This is a genomic window from Streptomyces cinnamoneus, from assembly GCF_014650495.1.
Classification (GTDB): Bacteria; Actinomycetota; Actinomycetes; order Streptomycetales; family Streptomycetaceae; genus Streptomyces; species Streptomyces cinnamoneus.
In genome coordinates, this window is the sequence record NZ_BMVB01000004.1 from 1 (window position 1) to 21,644 (window position 21,644).

The following is a 21,644-nucleotide window of genomic DNA, read 5'->3' on the forward strand; positions in this document are numbered from 1 at the left end:
CCGGCGGGAGGGGCCGGGGCGGGAGGGGATGGACCCTGGCAGGGGGCGTGACGCGTTATTTGCGGCGGCGTACGGAGCACCCGAACCAGGTGCCGTTGCCGTAAATAATGCAGCCCCCAGAAGGGTCCGTCCCCTCCCGCCCCGGCCCCGCCCGGACAACGAACCGCACCCCCACCCCACCCGCCTCACCCCACGTGCCGCCGGGCCCGCAGCGCCAGCCCCAGGGACAGCACCGCCTCCGGGTCCTCCAGGTCCGTGCCGAGCAGCTTCCCGATCCGTCCCAGCCTGTCGTACAGCGTCTGCCGGTTCAGGTGCAGTTCCCGCGCCGTCTCCGCCTTGCGGCCCGCGTGGGCCAGGTACGTCTCCAGCGTCGGCAGCAGCGGCGGCCGGGACGTCGCGTCGTGGGCCAGCAACGGCCCGAGGGCGCGTTCCACGAACGCCGCCAGGTCCCCGTGCGAGCGCAGCCGCCACAGCAGGACGTCCACGTCCAGCCGCCGCACGTCGTGCCAGGGGCGGTCGGGAAGGCCCTGGCCCGCGGCCGCCACGGCCCCCGCCGCCTCGGCCGCGTGCCGCAGGCCGGCTCCGGCCGTCCGCCACGTCGCCGGCGCGCCGACGACCACCACCGGCGGCCGGCACGACGCACGCTCCGCCCCCGCCCGCAGCGCGGCCGCCACCCGGTCGGCCACCGCGGCCCGTTCCTCGTCCTCCCGCAGCCCCACCAGCAGCGGAACCCGCCCCTCCGGCAGTCGTACCCCCAGCAGTACCGGCGCCCCCACCCCGGCCAGCTCCCGGTGGACGGCCCCGGCCAGCGCCGTCCAGCTGTCGGGGGCCGGCACCAGGTCGCCGGCCGGCCGCATCACCACCGGCAGCAGCGGGCCGGGCCCCGGCCGGAAGCCCAGCACCCGGGCCTGCGCGGCGGCGTCGGCCGCGTCCAGCCGGTCCTCGGCGAGGTCGGTGAGGAAGTCGCCGCGGCCGCGCGCGGCCAGCTCCTCCTCCTGCCGGGCCTGCAGCAGCACCACCGCCAGCAGCCCCGCCGCCCGGTCCGCGGCGATCCGGTGCACGGGCGCGAGCGGCGCGTTGACGGGCAGGACGGACAGCCGGGCCCGGACCGCGCCCGGCCCGGGCCCGGTGCCGGGGACGTCCGTGACGACGCGGCCCGGCAGACCCGCCGCCCGCAGCCCGTCCCACACCTGCAGGGGATCGGCCGCACCCGGCGGGGCGGGCTCGGGGCCGGCCGCGTACAGCAGCCTCCCGTCGGAGGCTTCCAGGAAGACGGGATTGCCCGTGAAGCCGGCGAACAGCCGCAGCACCTCGGGCACGCCGCCCCCGCCCAGCAGGACCTCCGTGCAGCGCCGGTGCACCTCCTCGGCCCGGCGCAGCAGTGCGTAGTGCTCGTTGACCAGCTCGGTGTGGATCTCCTCGGTGACCGCGACGAACGGCACCTCCCGGTGCAGCTGCACCAGGGGCAGGCCGCACGAACGGGCCGTGTCCACCACCGCCGCCGGCAGCGTGGTGAAGCGCGCGCCCAGCTCGACGACGAGCGCCGCGATGCCCCGCTCGGCGAGCCCCCGCACGAACGCCCGCTGCTCGGCGGGGCGGTCGCCGACCCCCAGCCCGGTGGTCAGCAGCAGCTCGCCGCCCTTGAGGAGGGCGGCGATGTTCGGCGCTTCGCCCGCGTGCACCCAGCGCACCGGCCGGTGCAGCCGGTCGGCGCCGGTCATCACCTCGGGCAGGCCCCGGCGCAGGGCGGGCAGTTCGAGGGCCCGGGCGACGGTGATGGCGCCCTGCGGAGGGGCGGGCGGCAGCGGCGGTTCCATGGGCGCGAACCTACAGGCCGCCCCGCCCCTACCCTGTCCCGCATGACGTCAGCCGCCTCGCCCCCGTCCCCGCCCTCCGGCATACGCACGGACACCTCCCCGGGCGTCCTCGCGGGCCCCGACCGCGCCGCCGTGCAGCGGCGCACGCTGCGGGTCCTGATCGCGGCCCAGATCGTGGCCGGCCTCGGCATGGGCTCGATGCTCTCCTCGGGCGGGCTGCTCGTCGAGCGGCTGACGGGCTCGCAGTCGCTCGCGGGCCTGTCCACCACCCTCATCACGCTGGGCGCCGCACTGCTGGCGGTGCCGCTCGCCGCGCTGTCCCGCGCCCGGGGCCGCAGGGCGGGGCTCGGCACCGGCTGGCTGGTGGCCGCCGCGGGCGCGGTCGTCGTGCTGATCGCCGCCCGGCTCGGCGCGTACCCGCCGGTGCTGCTCGGCATGCTGCTGATCGGCGCGGCCACGGCGGCCAACCTGCAGTCGCGCTACGCGGCCACCGACCTGGCCGAGCCCGGGGCCCGGGCGGGCGCGCTCTCGCTCGTGGTCTGGTCGACGACCGTGGGCAGCGTCCTCGGCCCCAACCTCAGCGGCCCGGGCGAGGCGGTGGCCCGCCCGCTCGGCCTGCCCGGGCCGGCCGGCACGTTCGTCTTCTCCGTGGTGGCGTTCGTCCTGGGATGGGCGGTCGTCCACACCCTGCTGCGCCCCGATCCGCTGCTGTCGGCCGGGACCGGGCACGCCGCGCACGCGGCCGGCCCGGACGGGGAGGGCTTCGCGGCCCGCATGCGCGCGGCGATGCGGCACGTCGGCGCGTCGCCCGCCGCCCTGACGGGCCTGACGGCGCTGGTCCTCGGGCACGGCGTGATGGTGGCGGTGATGTCGATGACGCCCGTCCACCTCGCGCACCACGGGGCCTCGCTGAGCATCATCGGCTTCACCATCAGCGTGCACATCGCCGGGATGTACGCGCTGTCGCCGCTGGTGGGCAAGGCGGCCGACCGGCTGGGCCGGGTGCCGGTGATCCTGCTGGGCCAGGCGGTCCTCGTCACCGCCACGCTGCTCGCCGGCACGGCGGGGAGCCGGCAGTGGCCGGTGACGGCGGGCCTCTTCCTGCTGGGCGTGGGCTGGTCGTGCGTGACCGTCGCCGGGTCGACGCTGCTGGGCGAGTCGGTCGGCGCCGCGCACCGCCCGGAGGTGGAAGGGCTGTCCGACACCGCGATGAACCTGGTGGGAGCGGCCGGCGGCGCGTTCTCCGGCACGGTGCTCGGCGACTACGGCTACGGCGGTCTCAATGCCGCCGCAGCCGTGCTCGTGGCCCCCTCGGGCGCCCTGGCGCTGTACTTCGTCCTCCGCAGGCGCTGACGGAGGGCGGGAGACGGCCGGGCTAGCCGCCGAAGGCGCTCGACGCGGTCAGGCGCAGGGCGGTGTCGATGAGCGGCACGTGGCTGAACGCCTGCGGGAAGTTGCCCACCTGCCGCTGCAGGCGGGAGTCCCACTCCTCCGCGAGCAGGCCCAGGTCGTTGCGCAGGTTCAGCAGCTTCTCGAACAGCTCGCGGGCCTCCTCGACGCGGCCGATCATGGCCAGGTCGTCGGCGAGCCAGAACGAGCAGGCCAGGAAGGCGCCTTCGTCGCCGGCGAGCCCGTCCACGCCCGCGTCCTCGCCGGCGGTCGGGTAGCGCAGCACGAAGCCGTCGGGGGTCGACAGCTCCCGCTGGATGGCCTCGATGGTGCCGATGACGCGCTTGTCGTCGGGCGGCAGGAAGCCCATCTGCGGGATGAGCAGCAGGGAGGCGTCCAGCTCCTGGGAGCCGTAGGACTGGGTGAAGGTGTTGCGCTCCTTGTCGTAGCCCTTCTCGCACACGTCCCGGTGGATGTCGTCGCGCAGCTCGCGCCAGCGCTCCAGCGGGCCGTCCACGTCGCCGGACTCGATGAGCTTGATGGTGCGGTCGACGGCGACCCAGGCCATGACCTTGGAGTGGACGAAGTGGCGGCGGGGGCCGCGCACCTCCCAGATGCCCTCGTCGGGCTCGGTCCAGTGGTCCTCCAGGTAGCCGATGAGCCGCAGCTGGAGCAGGGAGGCGTAGTCGTTGCGGGCCAGGCCCGTCATGTGCGCCAGGTGCAGGGCCTCGGTGACCTCGCCGTAGACGTCGAGCTGGAGCTGGCCGGCGGCACCGTTGCCGACCCGGACCGGGCCGGAGTTCTCGTAGCCGGGCAGCCAGGGCAGCTCGGCCTCGCCGAGCTCGCGCTCGCCGGCGATGCCGTACATGATCTGCAGGTTCTCGGGGTCGCCGGCGACGGCGCGCAGCAGCCACTCGCGCCAGGCGCGGGCCTCCTCGCGGTAGCCGGTGCGCAGCAGCGAGGAGAGGGTGATCGCGGCGTCCCGCAGCCAGGTGTAGCGGTAGTCCCAGTTGCGGACGCCGCCGATCTCCTCCGGCAGGGACGTGGTGGGGGCGGCGACGATGCCGCCGGTGGGCGCGTACGTCAGCGCCTTGAGGGTGATCAGCGAGCGGACCACGGCGTCCCGGTAGGGGCCGTGGTACGTACAGTGGCCGACCCACTCGCGCCAGAACTCCTCCGTGGCCTCCAGCGAGCCCTCGGGGTCGGGCAGGGCGGGCGGCTCGCCGTGCGAGGGCTGCCAGCTGATGGTGAAGGCGACGCGATCGCCGGGGGAGACGGTGAAGTCGGAGTAGGTGGTGAGGTCCTTGCCGAAGGTGTCGGCGGTGGTGTCCAGCCACACGGAGTCGGGGCCCGCGACGGCCACCGTGCGGTCGCCCACCTTGTGCACCCAGGGCACGACCCGCCCGTAGGAGAAGCGCATGCGCAGCGCGGAGCGCATGGGCACCCGGCCGCTGACGCCCTCCACGATCCGGATCAGCTGCGGGGCACCGTCGCGCGGCGGCATGAAGTCGATGATGCGGACCGTGCCGCGCGGGGTGTCCCACTCGGACTCCAGGACGAGGGAGTCGCCGCGGTAGCGGCGGCGGTCGGCCTGCGGCGGTGCCGCCCCCGAGGGGTGCGCGGGGCCGATGCGCCAGTAGCCGTGTTCCTCCGTGCCGAGCAGTCCGGCGAACGCGGCGTGCGAATCGAATCGGGGCAGGCACAGCCAGTCGGCCGTACCGTCCCGGCAGACCAGGGCGGCGGTCTGCATGTCGCCGATGAGTGCGTAATCCTCGATACGCCCGGCCACGTCATCTCCAGTCGAACGGCATCCAGGACCCCTTCAGGGGTCGAACGGCATCCAGGACCCTGCGGGGCCCTTTGACGGTCAATGCGATCTTCGACGAGCTCTGTTCCGGGGAGAGCCCCTCCCAGGGGGTGGCTGGGGGAGGGCGGGATGGTGCCGTGCCGGCCGGCTCGCTGCGTGTGTCCGAGCAGGATACGACGACGAGTTGGGACACGCGCGACGGTTGGTGGGGGAATCTGTGCCGAATGGGTGGCCTGATGCGTACCCGGGACGCGCCCGGTGACACGTCCGTGACGCACGGTCGGCGGGGCCGTCGCACCGCGTCACCGGACGCGCCCGGCCGTGGGCGCTGATACCCTGGTACCCCGTGGACCGGTGGGCGCAAGACCCCCCAACCGCAGCGACGGCACCCCCGGAAATCACCGGGTGACCGCCGGCACGCACCCTCACTCGCGACCACGGGAGCCCCCCTTTGGCCATTGCAGCTAAGCCCACGACGACCAAGCACCTCTTCGTCACCGGGGGTGTCGCCTCTTCGCTCGGCAAGGGCCTGACCGCCTCCAGCCTGGGCGCGCTGCTCAAGGCCCGGGGTCTGCGGGTGACGATGCAGAAGCTCGACCCCTACCTGAACGTCGACCCGGGCACGATGAACCCCTTCCAGCACGGCGAGGTGTTCGTCACCAACGACGGCGCCGAGACCGACCTGGACATCGGCCACTACGAGCGCTTCCTCGACGTCGACCTCGACGGTTCCGCGAACGTCACCACCGGCCAGGTGTACTCCACGGTGATCGCCAAGGAGCGCCGCGGTGAGTACCTGGGCGACACCGTGCAGGTCATCCCGCACATCACCAACGAGATCAAGCACCGCATCCGGCGCATGGCGACCGAGGACGTCGACGTCGTCATCACCGAGGTCGGCGGCACCGTCGGCGACATCGAGTCGCTGCCCTTCCTGGAGACCGTCCGCCAGGTCCGCCACGAGGTCGGCCGCGACAACGTCTTCGTCGTGCACATCTCGCTGCTGCCCTACATCGGCCCCTCCGGCGAGCTGAAGACCAAGCCCACCCAGCACTCGGTGGCCGCGCTGCGCAACATCGGCATCCAGCCCGACGCGATCGTGCTGCGCGCCGACCGCGAGGTGCCCACCGCCATCAAGCGCAAGATCTCGCTGATGTGCGACGTCGACGAGGACGCGGTGGTCGCCGCGATCGACGCCCCGTCGATCTACGACATCCCCAAGGTGCTGCACACCGAGGGCCTGGACGCCTACGTCGTGCGCAAGCTGGACCTGCCCTTCCGCGACGTGAACTGGACCCAGTGGGAGGACCTGCTGGACCGCGTCCACAACCCCTCGCACGAGGTCACGGTCGCGCTGGTCGGCAAGTACATCGACCTGCCGGACGCCTACCTGTCGGTGACCGAGGCCATCCGCGCGGGCGGCTTCGCCAACCGCGCCAAGGTGAAGGTCAAGTGGGTCGCCTCCGACGACTGCAAGACCCCGGCGGGCGCCAAGCAGCAGCTCTCCGACGTCGACGCGATCTGCATCCCCGGCGGCTTCGGCGACCGCGGCGTCAACGGCAAGGTCGGCGCCATCACCTACGCCCGTGAGAACAAGGTCCCGCTGCTGGGCCTCTGCCTGGGCCTGCAGTGCGTGGTCATCGAGGCCGCCCGCAACCTGGCCGGCATCGAGGGCGCCAACTCCACCGAGTTCGACCCGGCCACCGCCCACCCGGTCATCTCCACGATGGCCGAGCAGATGGACATCGTCGCCGGTGAGGGCGACATGGGCGGAACGATGCGCCTGGGCATGTACCCGGCCAAGCTGGCCGAGGGCTCCATCGTCCGCGAGGTCTACGACAACGAGCCCTATGTGGAGGAGCGCCACCGCCACCGCTACGAGGTGAACAACGCCTACCGCGGTGAGCTGGAGAAGAAGGCCGGCATCGTCTTCTCCGGCACCTCGCCGGACAACAAGCTGGTGGAGTACGTCGAGTACCCGCGCGAGGTCCACCCCTACCTGGTGGCCACCCAGGCCCACCCGGAGCTGCGCTCCCGCCCGACCCGCCCGCACCCGCTCTTCGCGGGCCTGGTGAAGGCGGCCGTGCAGCGCCAGCAGGGCTGACCTATACGGTGGACCGGGGTGAGCGCCTCCCGTGAGGGAGGGGCTCACCCCGGTTGCCGTTTTGCTGGAGTTTCGCGGGAGGACACCCATGGCGCATGCACCCATCCAGGACACCGCCGAGGAGTGGCAGGTCAATGCCACCAGTACGCCGTTCACCGGCAACAAGACGAGTGTCCGCACGGACACCGTGGTGATGCCGGACGGCTCCGCCGTCACCCGCGACTACCAGGTGCACCCGGGCTCGGTCGCCGTCGTCGCCCTCGACGACCAGGACCGGGTGATCGTGGTGAGCCAGTACCGCCACCCGGTGCGGCAGCGGCTGTGGGAGATCCCGGCCGGGCTGCTCGACGTCCCCGGCGAGAACCCGCTGCACGCCGCCCAGCGCGAGCTCTACGAGGAGGCGCACGTCAAGGCCGAGGACTGGCGGGTGCTGACCGACGTCTACACCACGCCGGGCGGCTGCGACGAGGCCGTCCGGATCTTCCTGGCCCGGGGCATCTCCGACGTCGAGGGGGAGCGCTTCGATGTCGAGCACGAGGAGCTCGACATGGAGGTCACCCGGGTCCCCCTGGCGCTGCTGGGGCGCGGCGTCCTCAAGGGCGAGCTCCACAACAACTGCCTGGTCGTCGGCGTGCTTTCGGTCATGGCGGCGCTGGCCGGCGACGGCCTGGACGCGCTGCGCCCGGCGGAGGCTCCCTGGCCGGCCCGCCCCTTCGAGGTCTGACGACCCCTCCGGGACCCCTCCCGGACCCCACCCCGGGCAGGCCCCGGGGCCACCTCGGGCAGGCCCGGCCGGTCCGACCGTCATGCAACCCGAATAGGTGATCTTCAGCATGGCCGGTGTGCGTTCCCCGGAGCGCGGCGGGCGGTGAACTAGGCTCGATACGTTCCCGACCGCGGCCGCGGCGGGCTCGTGCGTGCAGTGCAGGTGGAACGGGAGTGGACCCGTGGCGGAGCGGACGGTGGAGACCGGCGGACCGGCGGCGGCCCCGCCCGAGCGGCGGCTGCCCGCCCCGAGCGGGGGGATGAGCCCCCGTCAACCGGCCGCACCCGCGACGGCCTTCGGCCCGCAGCCGTTCGTCGGGCGGCTGCGCGAGCTCAAGGAACTGCGCGAGGACATCGTCCGGGCCGGCCTGGACACCCTCTCGGGCCGCAAGACACCGCGCAGCCGGGTGCTGCTCATCGCCGGCCGCCCGGGCTCCGGCCGCACCACCCTCGCCGAGGCGCTGGCCCGCCGGCTCGCCGGGGAGTACCCGGACGGAGTACTCCGCGCCCGCCTCACCGGCGCCGACGGGGCGCCCGTCCCCACCGAACGGACCGCCAGGGCGCTGCTCGCCGAGCTCGGCGCCCCCGTGCCGGCGGGCGCCGAGGAGGACGAGCTCACCCAGGCGCTGCGCTCCGCCCTGGACGGCCGGCGCGTGCTGCTGATCCTGGACGACGCGGCCGGCGCCGAGCAGGTGGACCCGCTGCTGCCGGACGAGCCCGACTGCCTCGTCGTCGCCGTCTCGCGCGGGCCGCTGACCGGTGTGCCCGACGTGCGGCCGTGCACCCTCGGCGGCCTGGACGCGGTCGCCGCCGTCGACCTGCTGGAGTGGTACGCGGGCCCCACCCGCATCACCTGCGACCCGGTGGCGGCGAGCACGGTGGTCGAGGAGTGCGGCGGCCAGCCCGCCGCCCTGGTCCTGGTCGGCGGCTGGCTGGCCGCCCGCTCCAAGATGACGGTCGTGGACGTGGCCAAGCGGCTGCGCGAGCTGCCGGCCGCCGCCCCGGACCAGGGCGGCACCGGCCGGCCACTGGCCCGGGCCTTCCACCTCGCCTACGAGGCGCTGCCGCCGCCCGCCGCCCGCACCCTGCACCTCCTCGCGCTGGCCCCGGCCGGGCTGCTCGACGCCCACACCGCTTCCGCGCTGGCCGGCTCCTCGCTGTCGACGGCCCAGTCGCTGCTGGAGGACCTCACGACCCGGGGGCTGCTGCGCGCGGAGGCCCCCGAGGGCGCCTCGGGCGCGCTGCCGCCGCAGTACCGGGTGCCCGGCTGCCTGGCGCCGCTGCTGGGCGCGCTGCTGCAGGCGCAGGAGCGGCCCGCGGAGATCGAGCTGGCGCGCGCCCGGATGCTGGAGCGCACCGTGCGCCAGCTGCACTCCTGCCGGGCCGCCACCGAACGGGACGACCCGGCGGTGCGCCGGCGGATCGAGCAGCTGCCCCGCCCGCTGCGCTTCCCCTCCCCGGCCGCCGCCGAGGAGTGGCTGCTGGCCCGGCTGCCGGCCCTGCTGGCCGCCGCCCGGCTGGCCGTGGAGGACGGCAGGCTCGACACCCTCGCCCGGCGGCTGGTCTCCGCGCTGACCCGGGCCCTGACGGCGCACCTGGGCGCGGAGGCGGCGGCACCGGAGCTGTACGGGCTGCACCAGCTCGTCCTCGACGTGGCGCGGCGCTGCGAGATGCCGCTGGAGAAGGCCGCGGCCCTGCTGAACCTCGGCGACCTGGACGCCCGGGCCGGACGGACCGGGGAGGCGCTCGACCGCTACCGCCAGGCACTGCAGTCGGCGCGGGAGGCGGGCGACCCGTACGCCATCAGCCGGGCGCTGGAATCCATCGCGGCCGCGCACCAGGGGCTGGGCGACTGGCAGCGGGCGGCCGACTGGTACCGGCGGGGGCTGGAGTTGCGTCTGACGCGGGGTGAACTCGCCGACGAGGCGCGGCTGTACGGGCGGCTGGGCGCGGTGCACGGCTATGCCGGCCAGTGGGCGGAGGCGTTGCGCGACTGGCGGGCGGCGGCCGCGGCCTGCCGCCGGCTGCGCGACCAGCCCGGGCACGCCCGGGCGCTGAGCGAGGCGGCCCGGGTGCTGGAGCACGCGGGGCGGCCGCGCGAGGCGCTGCGCACGTGCCTGGAGGCGGTGGAGTGTGCCAAGGCCGCGGGCGACCCGCGGCTGGAGGCGGGCGTGCGGCTGCGGCTGGCGGACACCCTGGAGCGCCTCGGCGACCCCGCCTCGGCGGTGGAGCACCGGCAGTCGGCGGAGCGGCTGCTGGGGGAGGCGCAGCCGGTGCCGGAGCCGTCCGTGCAGCGGCGGGAGGCGTCCGCCGGAGAGGGGCCGCCGGTGCAGGTGCGATAGGTGCGGTGGAGGGGGCCCGGCAGGGTACCGGATCTTCGACCTAAGAAATCAGTGGCGGTTCGCGCAAAGATTGGTGCATTGCAAGGCTAGACAGCGCGCAATCCTTCATTAGACTGGCAACGCCGCGATCGACGCGGTCTGCTCTGGTGTGCCCGGCATATCAGGATTAGCCTGTCATTCTCTGATACAAGGACCGTGATCGACGTGAAGGTCGGTATCCCCCGCGAGGTCAAGAACAACGAGTTCCGCGTGGCCATCACGCCCGCCGGCGTGCATGAGCTGGCGCGCAACGGCCACCAGGTCTTCGTCGAGAAGGGAGCCGGTCTCGGCTCCTCCATCACCGACGCCGAGTACGTCGAGGCCGGTGCCGCCATCCTGGACACCGCCGACGACGTCTGGGCCACCGCTGACCTGCTCCTGAAGGTCAAGGAGCCGATCGCGGAGGAGTACCACCGCCTCCGCAAGGGCCAGACCCTCTTCACCTACCTGCACCTCGCCGCCTCCCGCGAGTGCACGGACGCCCTGCTGGAGTCCGGCACCACCGCCATCGCGTACGAGACCGTCGAGCTCGCCAACCGCGCGCTCCCGCTGCTCGCCCCGATGTCCGAGGTCGCGGGCCGGCTGGCCCCGCAGGTCGGCGCCTACCACCTGATGCGCTCGGCCGGCGGCCGCGGCGTGCTGCCGGGCGGCGTCCCGGGCACCCACGCGGGCAAGGCCGTCGTCATCGGCGGCGGCGTCTCCGGCTGGAACGCCGCGCAGATCGCCGTCGGCATGGGCTTCCACGTGACCCTGCTCGACCGTGACATCAACAAGCTCCGCGAGGCCGACAAGGTCTTCGGCACCAAGGTGCAGACGATCGTCTCCAACGCCTACGAGCTGGAGAAGGCCGTCGTCGAGGCCGACCTGGTCATCGGCGCCGTCCTGATCCCGGGCGCCAAGGCCCCCAAGCTGGTGACCAACGAGCTCGTCGCCAAGATGAAGCCCGGAAGTGTCCTTGTCGACATTGCGATCGACCAGGGCGGCTGCTTCGAGGACTCCCGTCCCACCACCCACGCGGAGCCGACCTTCCAGGTCCACGACTCCGTCTTCTACTGCGTCGCCAACATGCCGGGCGCGGTGCCGAACACCTCCACCTACGCGCTGACCAACGCCACGCTGCCCTACATCGTGGAGCTGGCCAACCGCGGCTGGCAGGAGGCGCTGCGTCGCGACGCCGCGCTCGCCAAGGGCCTCAACACGCATGAGGGTCAGGTCGTTTACGGCCCCGTCGCCGAGGCGCACAGCCTGCCGCACGTCGAACTGAGCACCCTGCTCGGCTGAGCCGACGACCGACGGACCCAGAAGAGCACGCACCCGGCCGGGCCTTGCCGAGCAAGGCCCGGCCGGGTGTTTTGCCGCCCTTTGACCCGCCCGTGATTCTTCCGGGTTATCCGCCGTACACCCTTGACAGAAGGGTGTTCGATTGCCGACACATCGTGCCGTCTCCGGCGGATTGTGTTGCTGCGGACCGCCGACACGCCATAGAGTCGCCAACCGTCGGCATGGTGCCACGCTGACGTATCTAGATGTTTCCTGGTCACCAAGGAGGTAGGACGACTTGTGAATGAGTCGACATTTGCTCCCGGGGGTGGTCACCCAGGAATGCCTGCGCTGGGCCAGAGTCCCGTGGGACTCCAAGCTGTCGGCTCCGTCGCTGTCCACACCTTCGCAGCCCAGCAGGACATCCAGAACATGACGACAGCCCACCAGAGCATGGACGGTCAACACGTGAACGCCATGGCCGGCGACCGGGGCGGGGCGGAGTCCACCCGTCTCGCCGACTACGAGCAAGTGCCGGACGGGCACTTCTACGACCCCGACGCGGAGTACGAGCCCGACCCCGAGTACGCGGCGACCCTCGCACCCGACGCCGCCCGCCAGCGCCGCGAGCGCATCGGCCCCACCGGGCGTCCCCTGCCGTACTTCCCCATCCCCGGACCGCTGACCGACCACGGCCCGGCCAAGATCATTGCGATGTGCAACCAGAAGGGCGGGGTCGGCAAGACCACCTCGACCATCAACCTGGGTGCCGCGCTCGCGGAGTACGGCCGCCGGGTCCTGCTGGTCGACTTCGACCCCCAGGGCGCGCTCTCCGTCGGCCTCGGGGTCAACCCGATGGAGCTGGACCTGACGGTCTACAACCTGCTCATGGAGCGGGGCATGTCGGCCGACGAGGTGCTGCTGAAGACGGCCGTCCCCAACATGGACCTGCTGCCCAGCAATATCGACTTGTCGGCGGCCGAGGTCCAGCTCGTCAGCGAGGTCGCGCGCGAGTCCACCCTCCAGCGGGCCCTGAAGCCGCTGATGTCGGACTACGACTACATCGTGATCGACTGTCAGCCCTCGCTCGGCCTGCTCACCGTCAACGCCCTGACGGCGGCTCACAAGGTGATCGTGCCGCTGGAATGCGAGTTCTTCGCGCTGCGCGGCGTGGCGCTGCTCACCGAGACCATCGAGAAGGTCCAGGAGCGGCTCAACCCGGAGCTGGAGCTCGACGGCATCCTCGCCACGATGTACGACTCGCGCACGGTGCACAGCCGCGAGGTCCTCGCGCGCGTGGTCGAGGCGTTCGACGACCACGTCTACCACACCGTCATCGGCCGTACGGTGCGCTTCCCCGAGACCACCGTCGCGGGCGAGCCGATCACCACGTACGCGTCCAACTCCGTGGGCGCCGCCGCCTACCGTCAGCTGGCCAGGGAGGTGCTCGCCCGGTGTCACGCCGAGTGAGTCTGCCCGGTGCCGACGAACTGTTCCGGACCACCGGCGGCATGGGGCTGCAGTCCTCGTCCCCGCGCCGGAAGGCAGGCGCCGAGGCGCAGCAGCCCAGGGTGCCCGGGCCGGGTGACGCGCCCGACGGCGAGCGGTCGGGCAAGACCGCGGAGCGGGACGGGCGCGGCACGGCCGCCCCGGCGGCCGCCGCCCAGGAGCCGGAGGCCGAGCGCCGCGCCGCGGACGGGCGTGACCGCGCCGCTGCCGCCCGTACGGCCGAGCCCACCGCCCCCGTCAAGCGGCGCGGGCGCACCGCCAACCGCCGGCCCAGCGGCCGTGAGCGCCACGACGAGAAGATCACCGTCTATGTCTCCGCCGAGGAGCTCATGGACCTGGAGCACGCCCGGCTGGTGCTGCGCGGCGAGCACGGCCTCGCGGTCGACCGCGGCCGCATCGTCCGGGAGGCCGTCGCCGTCGTCCTGGCCGACCTGGAGCAGCGCGGCGACGCGAGCATCCTCGTGCGGCGCCTGCGCGGCCGCTGAGCGCCTCCCCGCTAGCCTCCTGCCGTACCGAGCCCCCGGGCCGTACGGCCCGTTCCGCCCCGCACCCTGGAAACCCCCATGCCCCCAGCCGCCTCCCCGCCGGCCCGCCGTCCCCTGGGCCGCGGCCCGGGCGGGCAGCCGACGCCGCCCGCCGAGGACGCCGCGGGGGAGCGGGAGCAGCAGCCGGAGCAGCCGGGGAAGGCGTCCGGCGAGGAGGGCGACGGCCGGTTCACCGTCCGGCTGGACAACTTCGAAGGCCCGTTCGACCTGCTCCTGCAGCTGATCGCCAAGCACAAGCTGGACGTCACCGAGGTGGCCCTGTCCAAGGTCACCGACGAGTTCATGGCCCACATCCGGGCCATGGGGCCGGACTTCGACCTGGACCAGACGACCGAGTTCCTGGTCGTCGCCGCCACCCTCCTGGACCTCAAGGCGGTCCGGCTGCTGCCCGCCGCCGAGGTGGAGGACGAGGCGGACCTCGCCCTGCTGGAGGCCCGTGACCTGCTGTTCGCACGGCTGCTGCAATACCGTGCGTACAAGCGGATCGCGGAGATCTTCAGCGACCGGCTGGCCGCCGAGGGCCGCCGCCACCCGCGGACGGTCGGCCTGGAGCCGCACCACGCCGAGCTGCTGCCCGAGGTCGTCCTGGGTATCGGCCCCGAGCGGCTCGCGGAGCTGGCGGTCAAGGCGATGCGGCCCAAGCCGGCACCCCAGGTCTACGTCGACCACATCCACGCACCGCTGGTCAGCGTCCGCGAGCAGGCCGAGGTCGTGGTGGCCCGGCTGCGGTCCTCGGGCGAGGTGACGTTCGGGCAGCTCGCCGAGGACGCCCCGGACACGCTGACCGTCGTGGCGCGTTTCCTGGCCCTTCTGGAGCTCTACCGCGAGCGGGTGGTCGTCCTGGACCAGGAAGAGGCCCTGGGGGCCCTGACGGTCCGCTGGACGGGCGCGGAGGACGCGACGCCGGTGGTGACCGACGAGTTCGACCGCGAGCCGGAGACCGAGCCTGAGACGGAGCCGGAGGAGAACGCACCGTGAGCGAGACCACGACCGGGCCCACGAGCGGGGCCGGCGAAGAGACGCACCCGGGCCGGGAGGTCCTCGCCGGGACCCCGGCCGTCGCGGAGCACGACCTCAAGCCGGCCCTGGAGGCCGTCCTCATGGTCGTCGACGAGCCCGCCACCGCCGAGCACCTCGCCCAGGTCCTCGGCCGGCCGCGCCGCGACATCGACCGGGCCCTGCTGGAGCTGTCCGACGAGTACACCGTCCAGGGCCGCGGATTCGACCTGCGGCAGGTGGCGGGGGGCTGGCGCTTCTTCACCCGCGCCGCGTACGCGGACGCCGTCGAGGCGTTCGTCCTCGACGGGCAGCAGACCCGCCTGACCCAGGCCGCGCTGGAGACCCTGGCCGTCGTCGCGTACCGTCAGCCGGTCAGCCGTTCGCGGGTCTCGGCCGTCCGCGGCGTGAACTGCGACGGCGTCATGCGCACCCTCCTCCAGCGCGGTCTGGTGGAGGAGGCGGGGACGGAACCCGAAACAGGTGCGATCCTGTACAGGACGACGAATTACTTTCTGGAGCGCATGGGCCTGCGCGGCCTGGACGAGCTCCCGGAGCTCGCCCCCTTCCTCCCCGAGGCGGAAGCGATCGAGGGCGACACTCAGGAAGGTGTGCCGTCGTTCGATCCGGACGCACCGGACACCGACGCAGACGACAAGACGGAACTTTGATGCGAAGCAGCGGCAGGAACAGCGGAAGCGGCAACCGGGACGACCGGGGCGGTCGGGCAGGGTCTTCCCGTCCGGCGTCCGGGGGCGGGCGCGCGGGCGGCGGCCGTTCCGGCGGCGGACGCCCCGAGAGCGGCGGCCGCTCCGGTGGCGGGAGCTACGGCGGCGGCGGCCGCTCCGGCGGTGGCGGCTACGGCGGCGGTCGCTCCGAGGGCGGTCGTTACGAGGACCGCCGCGGCGGGGACCGGCGCGACGACCGCCGCGACGACCGGCAGCAGGAGCGTCCGCGCCGTCCGCGCCCCGAGGAGCGCCGCTACGACGTGGGCCCCGACGCCGAGCGCACCCGCGGCGGCGCCACCAGCGGCCGTCAGAGCGGCCCCACGAGCGGCCGCGGCGCGGCGGCCCGCGGCGGTGCCAAGGGCGGCCCCAAGCGGAGCTCCACGGCCGGCTCCGGCGGCCGCAGCAGCGGGCCCGCCCGCGGCCACGGCTACGCCCCCTCCCGCTCGCGCGAGCTCGACGCCAAGATCGAGGAGCGCAACCGGGAGCGGCACAACAAGCCGCAGGTGAAGACCCCCAAGACCTTCCCCGGCGCCGAGCAGGAGGGCGAGCGCCTGCAGAAGGTGCTGGCCCGGGCCGGCATGGGCTCGCGCCGCGCGTGCGAAGAGCTGATCGAGATGGCCCGCGTCGAGGTCAACGGCCGGATCGTCACCGAGCAGGGCCTGCGCGTCGACCCCGAGAAGGACGAGATCAAGGTCGACGGCCTGACCGTCGCCACCCAGTCCTACCTCTTCTTCGCGCTCAACAAGCCGGCCGGCGTCGTCTCCACCATGGAGGACCCCGACGGCCGCCAGTGCCTCGGCGACTACGTCACCAACCGCGAGACCCGGCTCTTCCACGTCGGCCGCCTCGACACGGAGACCGAGGGCATCATCCTGCTCACCAACCACGGTGAGCTGGCCCACCGCCTGACCCACCCGCGGTACGGCGTGCAGAAGACGTACCTGGCCGCCATCACCGGGCCGCTGCCGCGCGACATCGGCAAGCAGCTCAAGAGCGGCATCGAGCTGGAGGACGGCTGGGCCCGCGCGGACAACTTCCGCGTCATCCAGCAGACCGGCAAGAACTACCTGGTCGAGGTCACCCTCCACGAGGGCCGCAAGCACATCGTCCGCCGCATGCTGGCCGAGGCCGGCTTCCCGGTCGAGAAGCTCGTCCGCACGGCCTTCGGCCCGATCGCCCTGGGCGACCAGAAGTCCGGCTGGCTGCGCCGCCTGACCAACACCGAGGTCGGCATGCTCATGCGCGAGGTCGAGCTGTAGGACCTCCGCCGGACGGGCTGCGCGCCGCAGCCCGTCCGACGGCCTACGACCAGAGGGCCAGGCCCGTCGCCCGGCCCTCCTCGTCGCGCTGGATCTCCATCATCCCCTCCACCGCGTCACGGGTGATCCGCCCGAACACGTGCGGGAAGAGGACGTCCGGGCTCACCCCGGGCGGCGGCGCCGGCTCGGCGGCCTCCCAGCGGACCATCACGTCCAGCTTGTGCTCGTCGATCAGCAGGGCCATCAGCGGGCCCGGCACGTCGCGGTAGTACGCCGTCGCCACCGCGAGCGTGGTCGCCTCGTCGGGGGAGCAGTGGATGAAGCCCTCCTCGGCGAGGGACGCGGGGGAGTAGGGGCGGTCCGGCACGGTCAGCCAGTCGTCCAGGGGCACCACGTGAAAGATCATGGGCATGGTTCTACCCGACGAGGGCCCCGCCCGTCCCGGGGGGCGGGCTGACTAGGCTGGGGCCGTGAAAACCGCCCTTGTCATCGGAACCGGACTGATCGGCACGTCCGTCGCCCTCGCCCTGGCCGGCCGCGGCATCCAGGTGCACCTGACGGACCACGACCCCGCCCAGGCCCGTACGGCCGCCGCCCGCGGCGCCGGCACGGACCAGCTGCCCGAGGGGCCCGTGGACCTGGTCGTCGTCGCCGTGCCGCCCGCGCACGTCGCCGGCACCCTGGCGAAGGCGATCGGGGGCGGCCTCGCCCGCGCCTATCTGGACGTCGCCAGCGTCAAGGGCGGCCCGCGCCGCGAGCTGGAGGAGCTCGGCTGCGACCTGAGCGGGTACCTCGGCACCCACCCGATGGCCGGCCGGGAGCGCTCCGGCCCCCTGGCGGCCACCGCCGACCTCTTCGAGGGCCGGCCCTGGGTGCTCACCCCCACCCCGGCCACCGACACCGAGGTGCTCAACATCGCCCTCGAACTCGTCGCCCTGTGCCGCGCGGTCCCCGTCGTCATGGACGCCGACGCCCACGACCGGGCTGTCGCGCTCGTCTCGCACACCCCCCAGCTGCTCTCCAGCATGGTCGCCGCCCGTCTGAAGGAGGCCGACGAGACGGCCGTGCGCCTGTGCGGCCAGGGCATCCGCGACGTCACCCGCATCGCGGCCTCCGACCCGCGCATGTGGATCGACATCCTCTCCGCCAACCCCGGCCCCGTCGCCGACGTCCTGGCGGCCGTCGCGGCCGACCTCGACGAGACCGTGCGCGCCCTGCGCGCCCTGGACTCCGCGGACGAGGACCAGCGCATCGGCGGCGCGGCGGACATCGAGGACGTGCTGCGCCGCGGCAACGCGGGCCGCTCCCGGGTCCCCGGCAAGCACGGCGCGGCCCCGACGGCGTACGAGAGCGTGACCGTCCTCATCGGCGACCAGCCCGGCGAGCTGGCCCGGATCTTCGCCGACGCCGGCCGGGCGGGCGTCAACGTCGAGGACGTCCGCATCGAGCACGCCACCGGCCAGCAGGCCGGTCTGATCCAGCTGATGGTCGAGCCCTCGGCCGCCGCCGGGCTGATCGCGACCCTGCGCGACCAGGGCTGGGCGGTCCGCCAGTAGCCGCCGGAACCGCACGGCTGCGCGGGGCGGTCCGGTGAGCCAGTAACCTTGGGTGGGCCTGATAGGGCTCGTACGCCCTGCCCCGTGCACAAGGAAGGTCTCAGACACCGTGGAAACCGCCGCCCGGACCGCCCCGGCAGCTGTCATCGTCGGCATCGACGGCCCTTCCGGCACGGGCAAGTCCAGCACGTCCAAGGCCGTGGCCGCCAAGCTCGGCCTGCGTTACCTGGACACCGGCGCCCAGTACCGGGCGATCACCTGGTGGATGCTGAGCAACGGCATCGACGTCAACGACGCCGCGGCCGTGGCCGACGCCGCCGCCAAGCCGGAGATCGTCTCCGGCACCGACCCGTCCGCGCCGACCATCGCGGTCGACGGTGCCGACGCCGCGGCGCCCATCCGCACCCAGGAGGTCACCGCCGCGGTCAGCGCCGTCAGCGCGGTGCCGGAGGTGCGCACCCGGCTGACCGAGCTGCAGCGGGCCATCGCCGCCGAGGCGCCGCACGGCATCGTCGTCGAGGGCCGGGACATCGGCACCACCGTCCTCCCGGACGCGGACCTCAAGATCTATCTGACCGCTTCGCCCGAGGCGCGCGCCGCCCGCCGCAGCGGCGAGCTCAAGGGCAAGGAGGCCACCGACCTGGCCGCCACCCGGGCCGCGCTCGTCAAGCGGGACGCCGCCGACTCCGGCCGCAAGACCTCCCCGCTGGCCAAGGCCGCCGACGCGATCGAGGTGGACACCACCGAGCTCACGCTGGACCAGGTCATCGAGTGCGTGGTCACGCTCGTAGAGGAGAAGCGGTCCGCGTGACCTCCTCCGGTGCCGCCGTCGGGCGGCGGATCGGCATCGGCCTGATGTACGGGCTGTGGAAGCCGCGTGTGCTGGGCGCCTGGCGGGTGCCCGCCGCGGGGCCCTGCATCCTGGCCGTCAACCACACCCACAACATCGACGGCCCGATGCTGATGGGCACCGCGCCCCGGCCCGTGCACTTCCTGGTCAAGAAGGAGGCGTTCGTGGGCCCGCTCGGGCCCTTCCTGCGCTTCATCGGCCAGCTGGAGGTGGACCGCACGGGCGCCGACCGCAACGCCGTCACGGGCGCGCTGGAGGTCCTGCAGCGGGGCGACGTGCTCGGGATCTTCCCCGAGGGCACCCGGGGCGAGGGCGACTTCGCCTCGCTCCGCGCGGGCCTGGCCTACTTCGCCCTGCGGTCCGGGGCCCCGGTCGTGCCGGTGGCGGTCCTGGGCAGCGGCGACCGGCGCGGACGCGTCGTCAAGGGGCTGCCGCCCCTGCGCAGCGGAGTGGACGTGGTCTTCGGGGACCCCTTCGAGGCCGGCGACGGCAGCGGCAGGAGGACCCGCAAGGCGCTGGACGAGGCGACCGTGCGCATCCAGGAGCACCTGGGCGCGCACCTGACGGACGCCAAGCGGCTGACCGGCCGCTGACCGAGACTTGAGTAGTGGCCCGCAGAGGCGGTCCGCCGATGACGAAGAACGAGGAATTGACTTCATGAACGACCAGATCCACTCCGGCGACGAGCACGGTGAGCTTGGCGACGCCGAGTACGCGGAGTTCATGGAGCTCGCGGCGCAGGAGGGCTTCGACGCCGAGGAGGTCGAGGGTGCGATCGGCGAGGCCGGGCACGGCCCGCTCCCCGTCCTCGCCGTCGTCGGCCGCCCCAACGTCGGCAAGTCGACGCTGGTGAACCGCATCATCGGCCGCCGCGAGGCCGTCGTCGAGGACCGGCCGGGCGTGACCCGCGACCGCGTCACCTACGAGGCCGAATGGGCCGGGCGTCGCTTCAAGGTCGTCGACACCGGCGGCTGGGAGCAGGACGTGCTCGGCATCGACGCGTCCGTCGCCGCCCAGGCCGAGTACGCGATCGAGGCCGCCGACGCGGTGGTCTTCGTCGTGGACGCCACCGTCGGCGCCACCGACACCGACGAGGCCGTCGTCAAGCTGCTGCGCCGTGCGGGCAAGCCCGTCGTGCTGTGCGCCAACAAGGTCGACGGCCCCTCCTCCGAGGCCGACGCCGCCATGCTGTGGTCGCTGGGCCTGGGCGAGCCGATGCCGGTCTCCGCGCTGCACGGCCGCGGCACCGGTGACATGCTCGACGAGGTGCTCAAGGCGCTGCCCGAGGCCCCCGCCCAGACCTTCGGCAACGTCGTCGGCGGCCCCCGCCGCATCGCGCTGATCGGCCGGCCGAACGTCGGCAAGTCCTCCCTGCTGAACAAGGTCGCGGGCGAGGAGCGGGTCGTCGTCAACGAGCTGGCCGGCACCACCCGTGACCCGGTCGACGAGCTCATCGAGCTGGGCGGCACCACCTGGAAGTTCGTGGACACCGCCGGCATCCGCAAGCGCGTCCACCTCCAGGAGGGCGCGGACTACTACGCCTCTCTCCGTACCGCCGCGGCGGTCGAGAAGGCCGAGCTCGCGGTCATCCTGATCGACGCGAGCGAGACCATCTCCGTCCAGGACCAGCGGATCATCACGATGGCCGTCGAGGCCGGCCGTGCGATGGTCATCGCCTACAACAAGTGGGACACCCTCGACGAGGAGCGCCGCTACTACCTGGAGCGGGAGATCGAGACCGAGCTCCAGCAGGTCGCCTGGGCCCCGCGGGTCAACGTCTCGGCGATGACGGGCCGGCACATGGAGAAGCTCGTCCCGGCGATCGAGACGGCGCTGGCGGGCTGGGAGACGCGCGTCCCCACCGGCCGCCTGAACGCGTTCCTCGGCGAGCTGGTGGCCGCCCACCCGCACCCGATCCGCGGCGGCAAGCAGCCCCGCATCCTCTTCGGCACCCAGGCGGGCACCCGTCCGCCGCGCTTCGTGCTCTTCGCCTCCGGCTTCCTGGAGGCGGGCTACCGCCGCTTCGTCGAGCGCCGGCTGCGCGAGGAGTTCGGTTTCGAGGGCACGCCGATCCACCTGTCGGTGCGGGTGCGCGAGAAGCGCGGGCGCAAGAAGTAGGGCGGTTCCCCGGGGTCGGCCGGGGGTCCGGGGGGTGCCCCCGGGCAGGTACGGTCCGACGCGAACGCCGGGCAGCCCCGGATCCCGCCGGGGTCCGGGGCTTCGTCGTGGAAGCGGGCCGGAGGAGGTCCGGCCGGTGGGAACGTCAGAAGCCGCGTCCGCGGCCGTCGCGCGGGGCGGGCGGCAGCGCGGGCAGCTGACCGCCCCGCCGGCTGCCGTAGTACGACTCCCAGACCGCGTTGTACCCCGACGGCCCCGGGTATCCCGGCTGCCCCGTGAGCTGCCCGGCGGGACCGTACCCGCTGTGCTGCGGGCCGAAGCCCTTGAACCTCAGGTCCTCCTCGCCCGACCGGTCCCCGGGAAGGGCCCGGAAGGAACGGCGGTACTCGGAGCAGAGGGCGTCGTAGATCGGGGTGACCGAGTCGGGGTGGCCCTCCGCGGAGGCATCGCGGGGTGGCCGCATGCCGGGGATGTGGTTCGGGTACGAGGTCCGTGCGGCGGGTTCGTATGAGTACACATCCCTGCCAACGACCTCGCGCCCCGTCGGATGCGGTCCCGGG

The 21,644-nt window shown here is 73.6% G+C and carries 18 protein-coding genes; 14 read left to right on the plus strand and 4 right to left on the minus strand.

Annotation, left to right across the window (positions count from 1 at the left end):
* Window positions 1-185 precede the first annotated feature (185 nt).
* On the minus strand, window positions 186-1,817 hold the full coding sequence (locus tag IE182_RS07000) for a PucR family transcriptional regulator (protein WP_190108794.1): 1,632 nt from the start codon (window positions 1,815-1,817) through the stop codon (window positions 186-188).
* A gap of 42 nt (window positions 1,818-1,859) precedes the next feature.
* On the opposite strand from IE182_RS07000, the gene IE182_RS07005 reads away from it, so the two are divergent.
* Window positions 1,860-3,170 (plus strand): MFS transporter, encoded by a 1,311-nt coding sequence (locus IE182_RS07005; RefSeq protein WP_190108795.1) that lies wholly within the window; start codon window positions 1,860-1,862, stop codon window positions 3,168-3,170.
* A gap of 22 nt (window positions 3,171-3,192) precedes the next feature.
* On the opposite strand, the gene IE182_RS07010 is transcribed toward IE182_RS07005, so the two are convergent.
* A complete protein-coding gene (locus tag IE182_RS07010; RefSeq protein WP_373303523.1) occupies window positions 3,193-4,956 on the minus strand; it encodes a glycoside hydrolase family 15 protein in 1,764 nt (587 codons plus the stop codon).
* Window positions 4,957-5,464: 508 nt separating this feature from the next.
* On the opposite strand from IE182_RS07010, the gene pyrG reads away from it, so the two are divergent.
* From pyrG to IE182_RS07055, 9 genes are all read left to right on the plus strand, one after another.
* Window positions 5,465-7,117, plus strand: coding sequence for a CTP synthase (gene pyrG / locus IE182_RS07015; RefSeq protein WP_373303512.1), 1,653 nt, complete (start codon window positions 5,465-5,467; stop codon window positions 7,115-7,117).
* Window positions 7,118-7,205: 88 nt separating this feature from the next.
* Window positions 7,206-7,841 (plus strand): NUDIX domain-containing protein, encoded by a 636-nt coding sequence (locus IE182_RS07020; protein WP_190108797.1) that lies wholly within the window; start codon window positions 7,206-7,208, stop codon window positions 7,839-7,841.
* A 223-nt stretch (window positions 7,842-8,064) separates the two neighbouring features.
* Window positions 8,065-10,224 (plus strand): tetratricopeptide repeat protein, encoded by a 2,160-nt coding sequence (locus IE182_RS07025; RefSeq protein ID WP_229844646.1) that lies wholly within the window; start codon window positions 8,065-8,067, stop codon window positions 10,222-10,224.
* Window positions 10,225-10,428: 204 nt separating this feature from the next.
* The gene (gene ald, locus IE182_RS07030) at window positions 10,429-11,544 is read left to right on the plus strand and encodes an alanine dehydrogenase (RefSeq protein ID WP_190109141.1); all 1,116 of its coding nucleotides are present in this window, start codon (window positions 10,429-10,431) and stop codon (window positions 11,542-11,544) included.
* A 321-nt stretch (window positions 11,545-11,865) separates the two neighbouring features.
* The gene (locus IE182_RS07035) at window positions 11,866-12,993 is read left to right on the plus strand and encodes a ParA family protein (RefSeq protein WP_190108798.1); all 1,128 of its coding nucleotides are present in this window, start codon (window positions 11,866-11,868) and stop codon (window positions 12,991-12,993) included.
* Window positions 12,978-13,517 (plus strand): hypothetical protein, encoded by a 540-nt coding sequence (locus IE182_RS07040; RefSeq protein WP_190108799.1) that lies wholly within the window; start codon window positions 12,978-12,980, stop codon window positions 13,515-13,517. The genes IE182_RS07035 and IE182_RS07040 overlap by 16 nt, the downstream gene beginning before the upstream one ends.
* A gap of 78 nt (window positions 13,518-13,595) precedes the next feature.
* Complete coding sequence (locus IE182_RS07045; RefSeq protein WP_190108800.1) at window positions 13,596-14,555, plus strand: segregation and condensation protein A; 960 nt, start codon at window positions 13,596-13,598, stop codon at window positions 14,553-14,555.
* Window positions 14,552-15,244, plus strand: coding sequence for an SMC-Scp complex subunit ScpB (scpB, locus tag IE182_RS07050; protein ID WP_190108801.1), 693 nt, complete (start codon window positions 14,552-14,554; stop codon window positions 15,242-15,244). Before IE182_RS07045 ends, scpB begins: the two co-directional genes overlap by 4 nt.
* The gene (locus IE182_RS07055; RefSeq protein WP_190108802.1) at window positions 15,244-16,560 is read left to right on the plus strand and encodes a pseudouridine synthase; all 1,317 of its coding nucleotides are present in this window, start codon (window positions 15,244-15,246) and stop codon (window positions 16,558-16,560) included. Before scpB ends, IE182_RS07055 begins: the two co-directional genes overlap by 1 nt.
* A 43-nt stretch (window positions 16,561-16,603) precedes the next feature.
* Here IE182_RS07055 and IE182_RS07060 read toward each other — a convergent pair whose 3' ends face one another.
* A complete protein-coding gene (locus IE182_RS07060) occupies window positions 16,604-16,966 on the minus strand; it encodes a DUF952 domain-containing protein (protein ID WP_190108803.1) in 363 nt (120 codons plus the stop codon).
* A gap of 64 nt (window positions 16,967-17,030) precedes the next feature.
* Between IE182_RS07060 and IE182_RS07065 the strand changes: the two genes are divergently transcribed.
* The 4 genes from IE182_RS07065 (at window position 17,031) to der (ending at window position 21,084) form a co-directional block, all read left to right on the plus strand.
* Window positions 17,031-18,116 carry a prephenate dehydrogenase gene (locus IE182_RS07065; protein ID WP_190108804.1) on the plus strand — a complete coding sequence of 362 codons (1,086 nt, stop codon included), beginning with the start codon at window positions 17,031-17,033 and terminating at the stop codon, window positions 18,114-18,116.
* A gap of 109 nt (window positions 18,117-18,225) precedes the next feature.
* Window positions 18,226-18,927: a (d)CMP kinase gene (cmk, locus tag IE182_RS07070; RefSeq protein WP_190108805.1), complete on the plus strand. Its 702-nt coding sequence runs from the start codon at window positions 18,226-18,228 to the stop codon at window positions 18,925-18,927.
* A complete protein-coding gene (locus IE182_RS07075) occupies window positions 18,888-19,559 on the plus strand; it encodes a lysophospholipid acyltransferase family protein (protein WP_373303513.1) in 672 nt (223 codons plus the stop codon). Before cmk ends, IE182_RS07075 begins: the two co-directional genes overlap by 40 nt.
* 64 nt (window positions 19,560-19,623) lie before the next feature.
* Window positions 19,624-21,084 carry a ribosome biogenesis GTPase Der gene (gene der / locus IE182_RS07080; protein ID WP_190108806.1) on the plus strand — a complete coding sequence of 487 codons (1,461 nt, stop codon included), beginning with the start codon at window positions 19,624-19,626 and terminating at the stop codon, window positions 21,082-21,084.
* A 145-nt stretch (window positions 21,085-21,229) separates the two neighbouring features.
* On the opposite strand, the gene IE182_RS07085 is transcribed toward der, so the two are convergent.
* On the minus strand, window positions 21,230-21,547 hold the full coding sequence (locus tag IE182_RS07085; RefSeq protein ID WP_190108807.1) for a hypothetical protein: 318 nt from the start codon (window positions 21,545-21,547) through the stop codon (window positions 21,230-21,232).
* Window positions 21,548-21,644 lie beyond the last annotated feature (97 nt).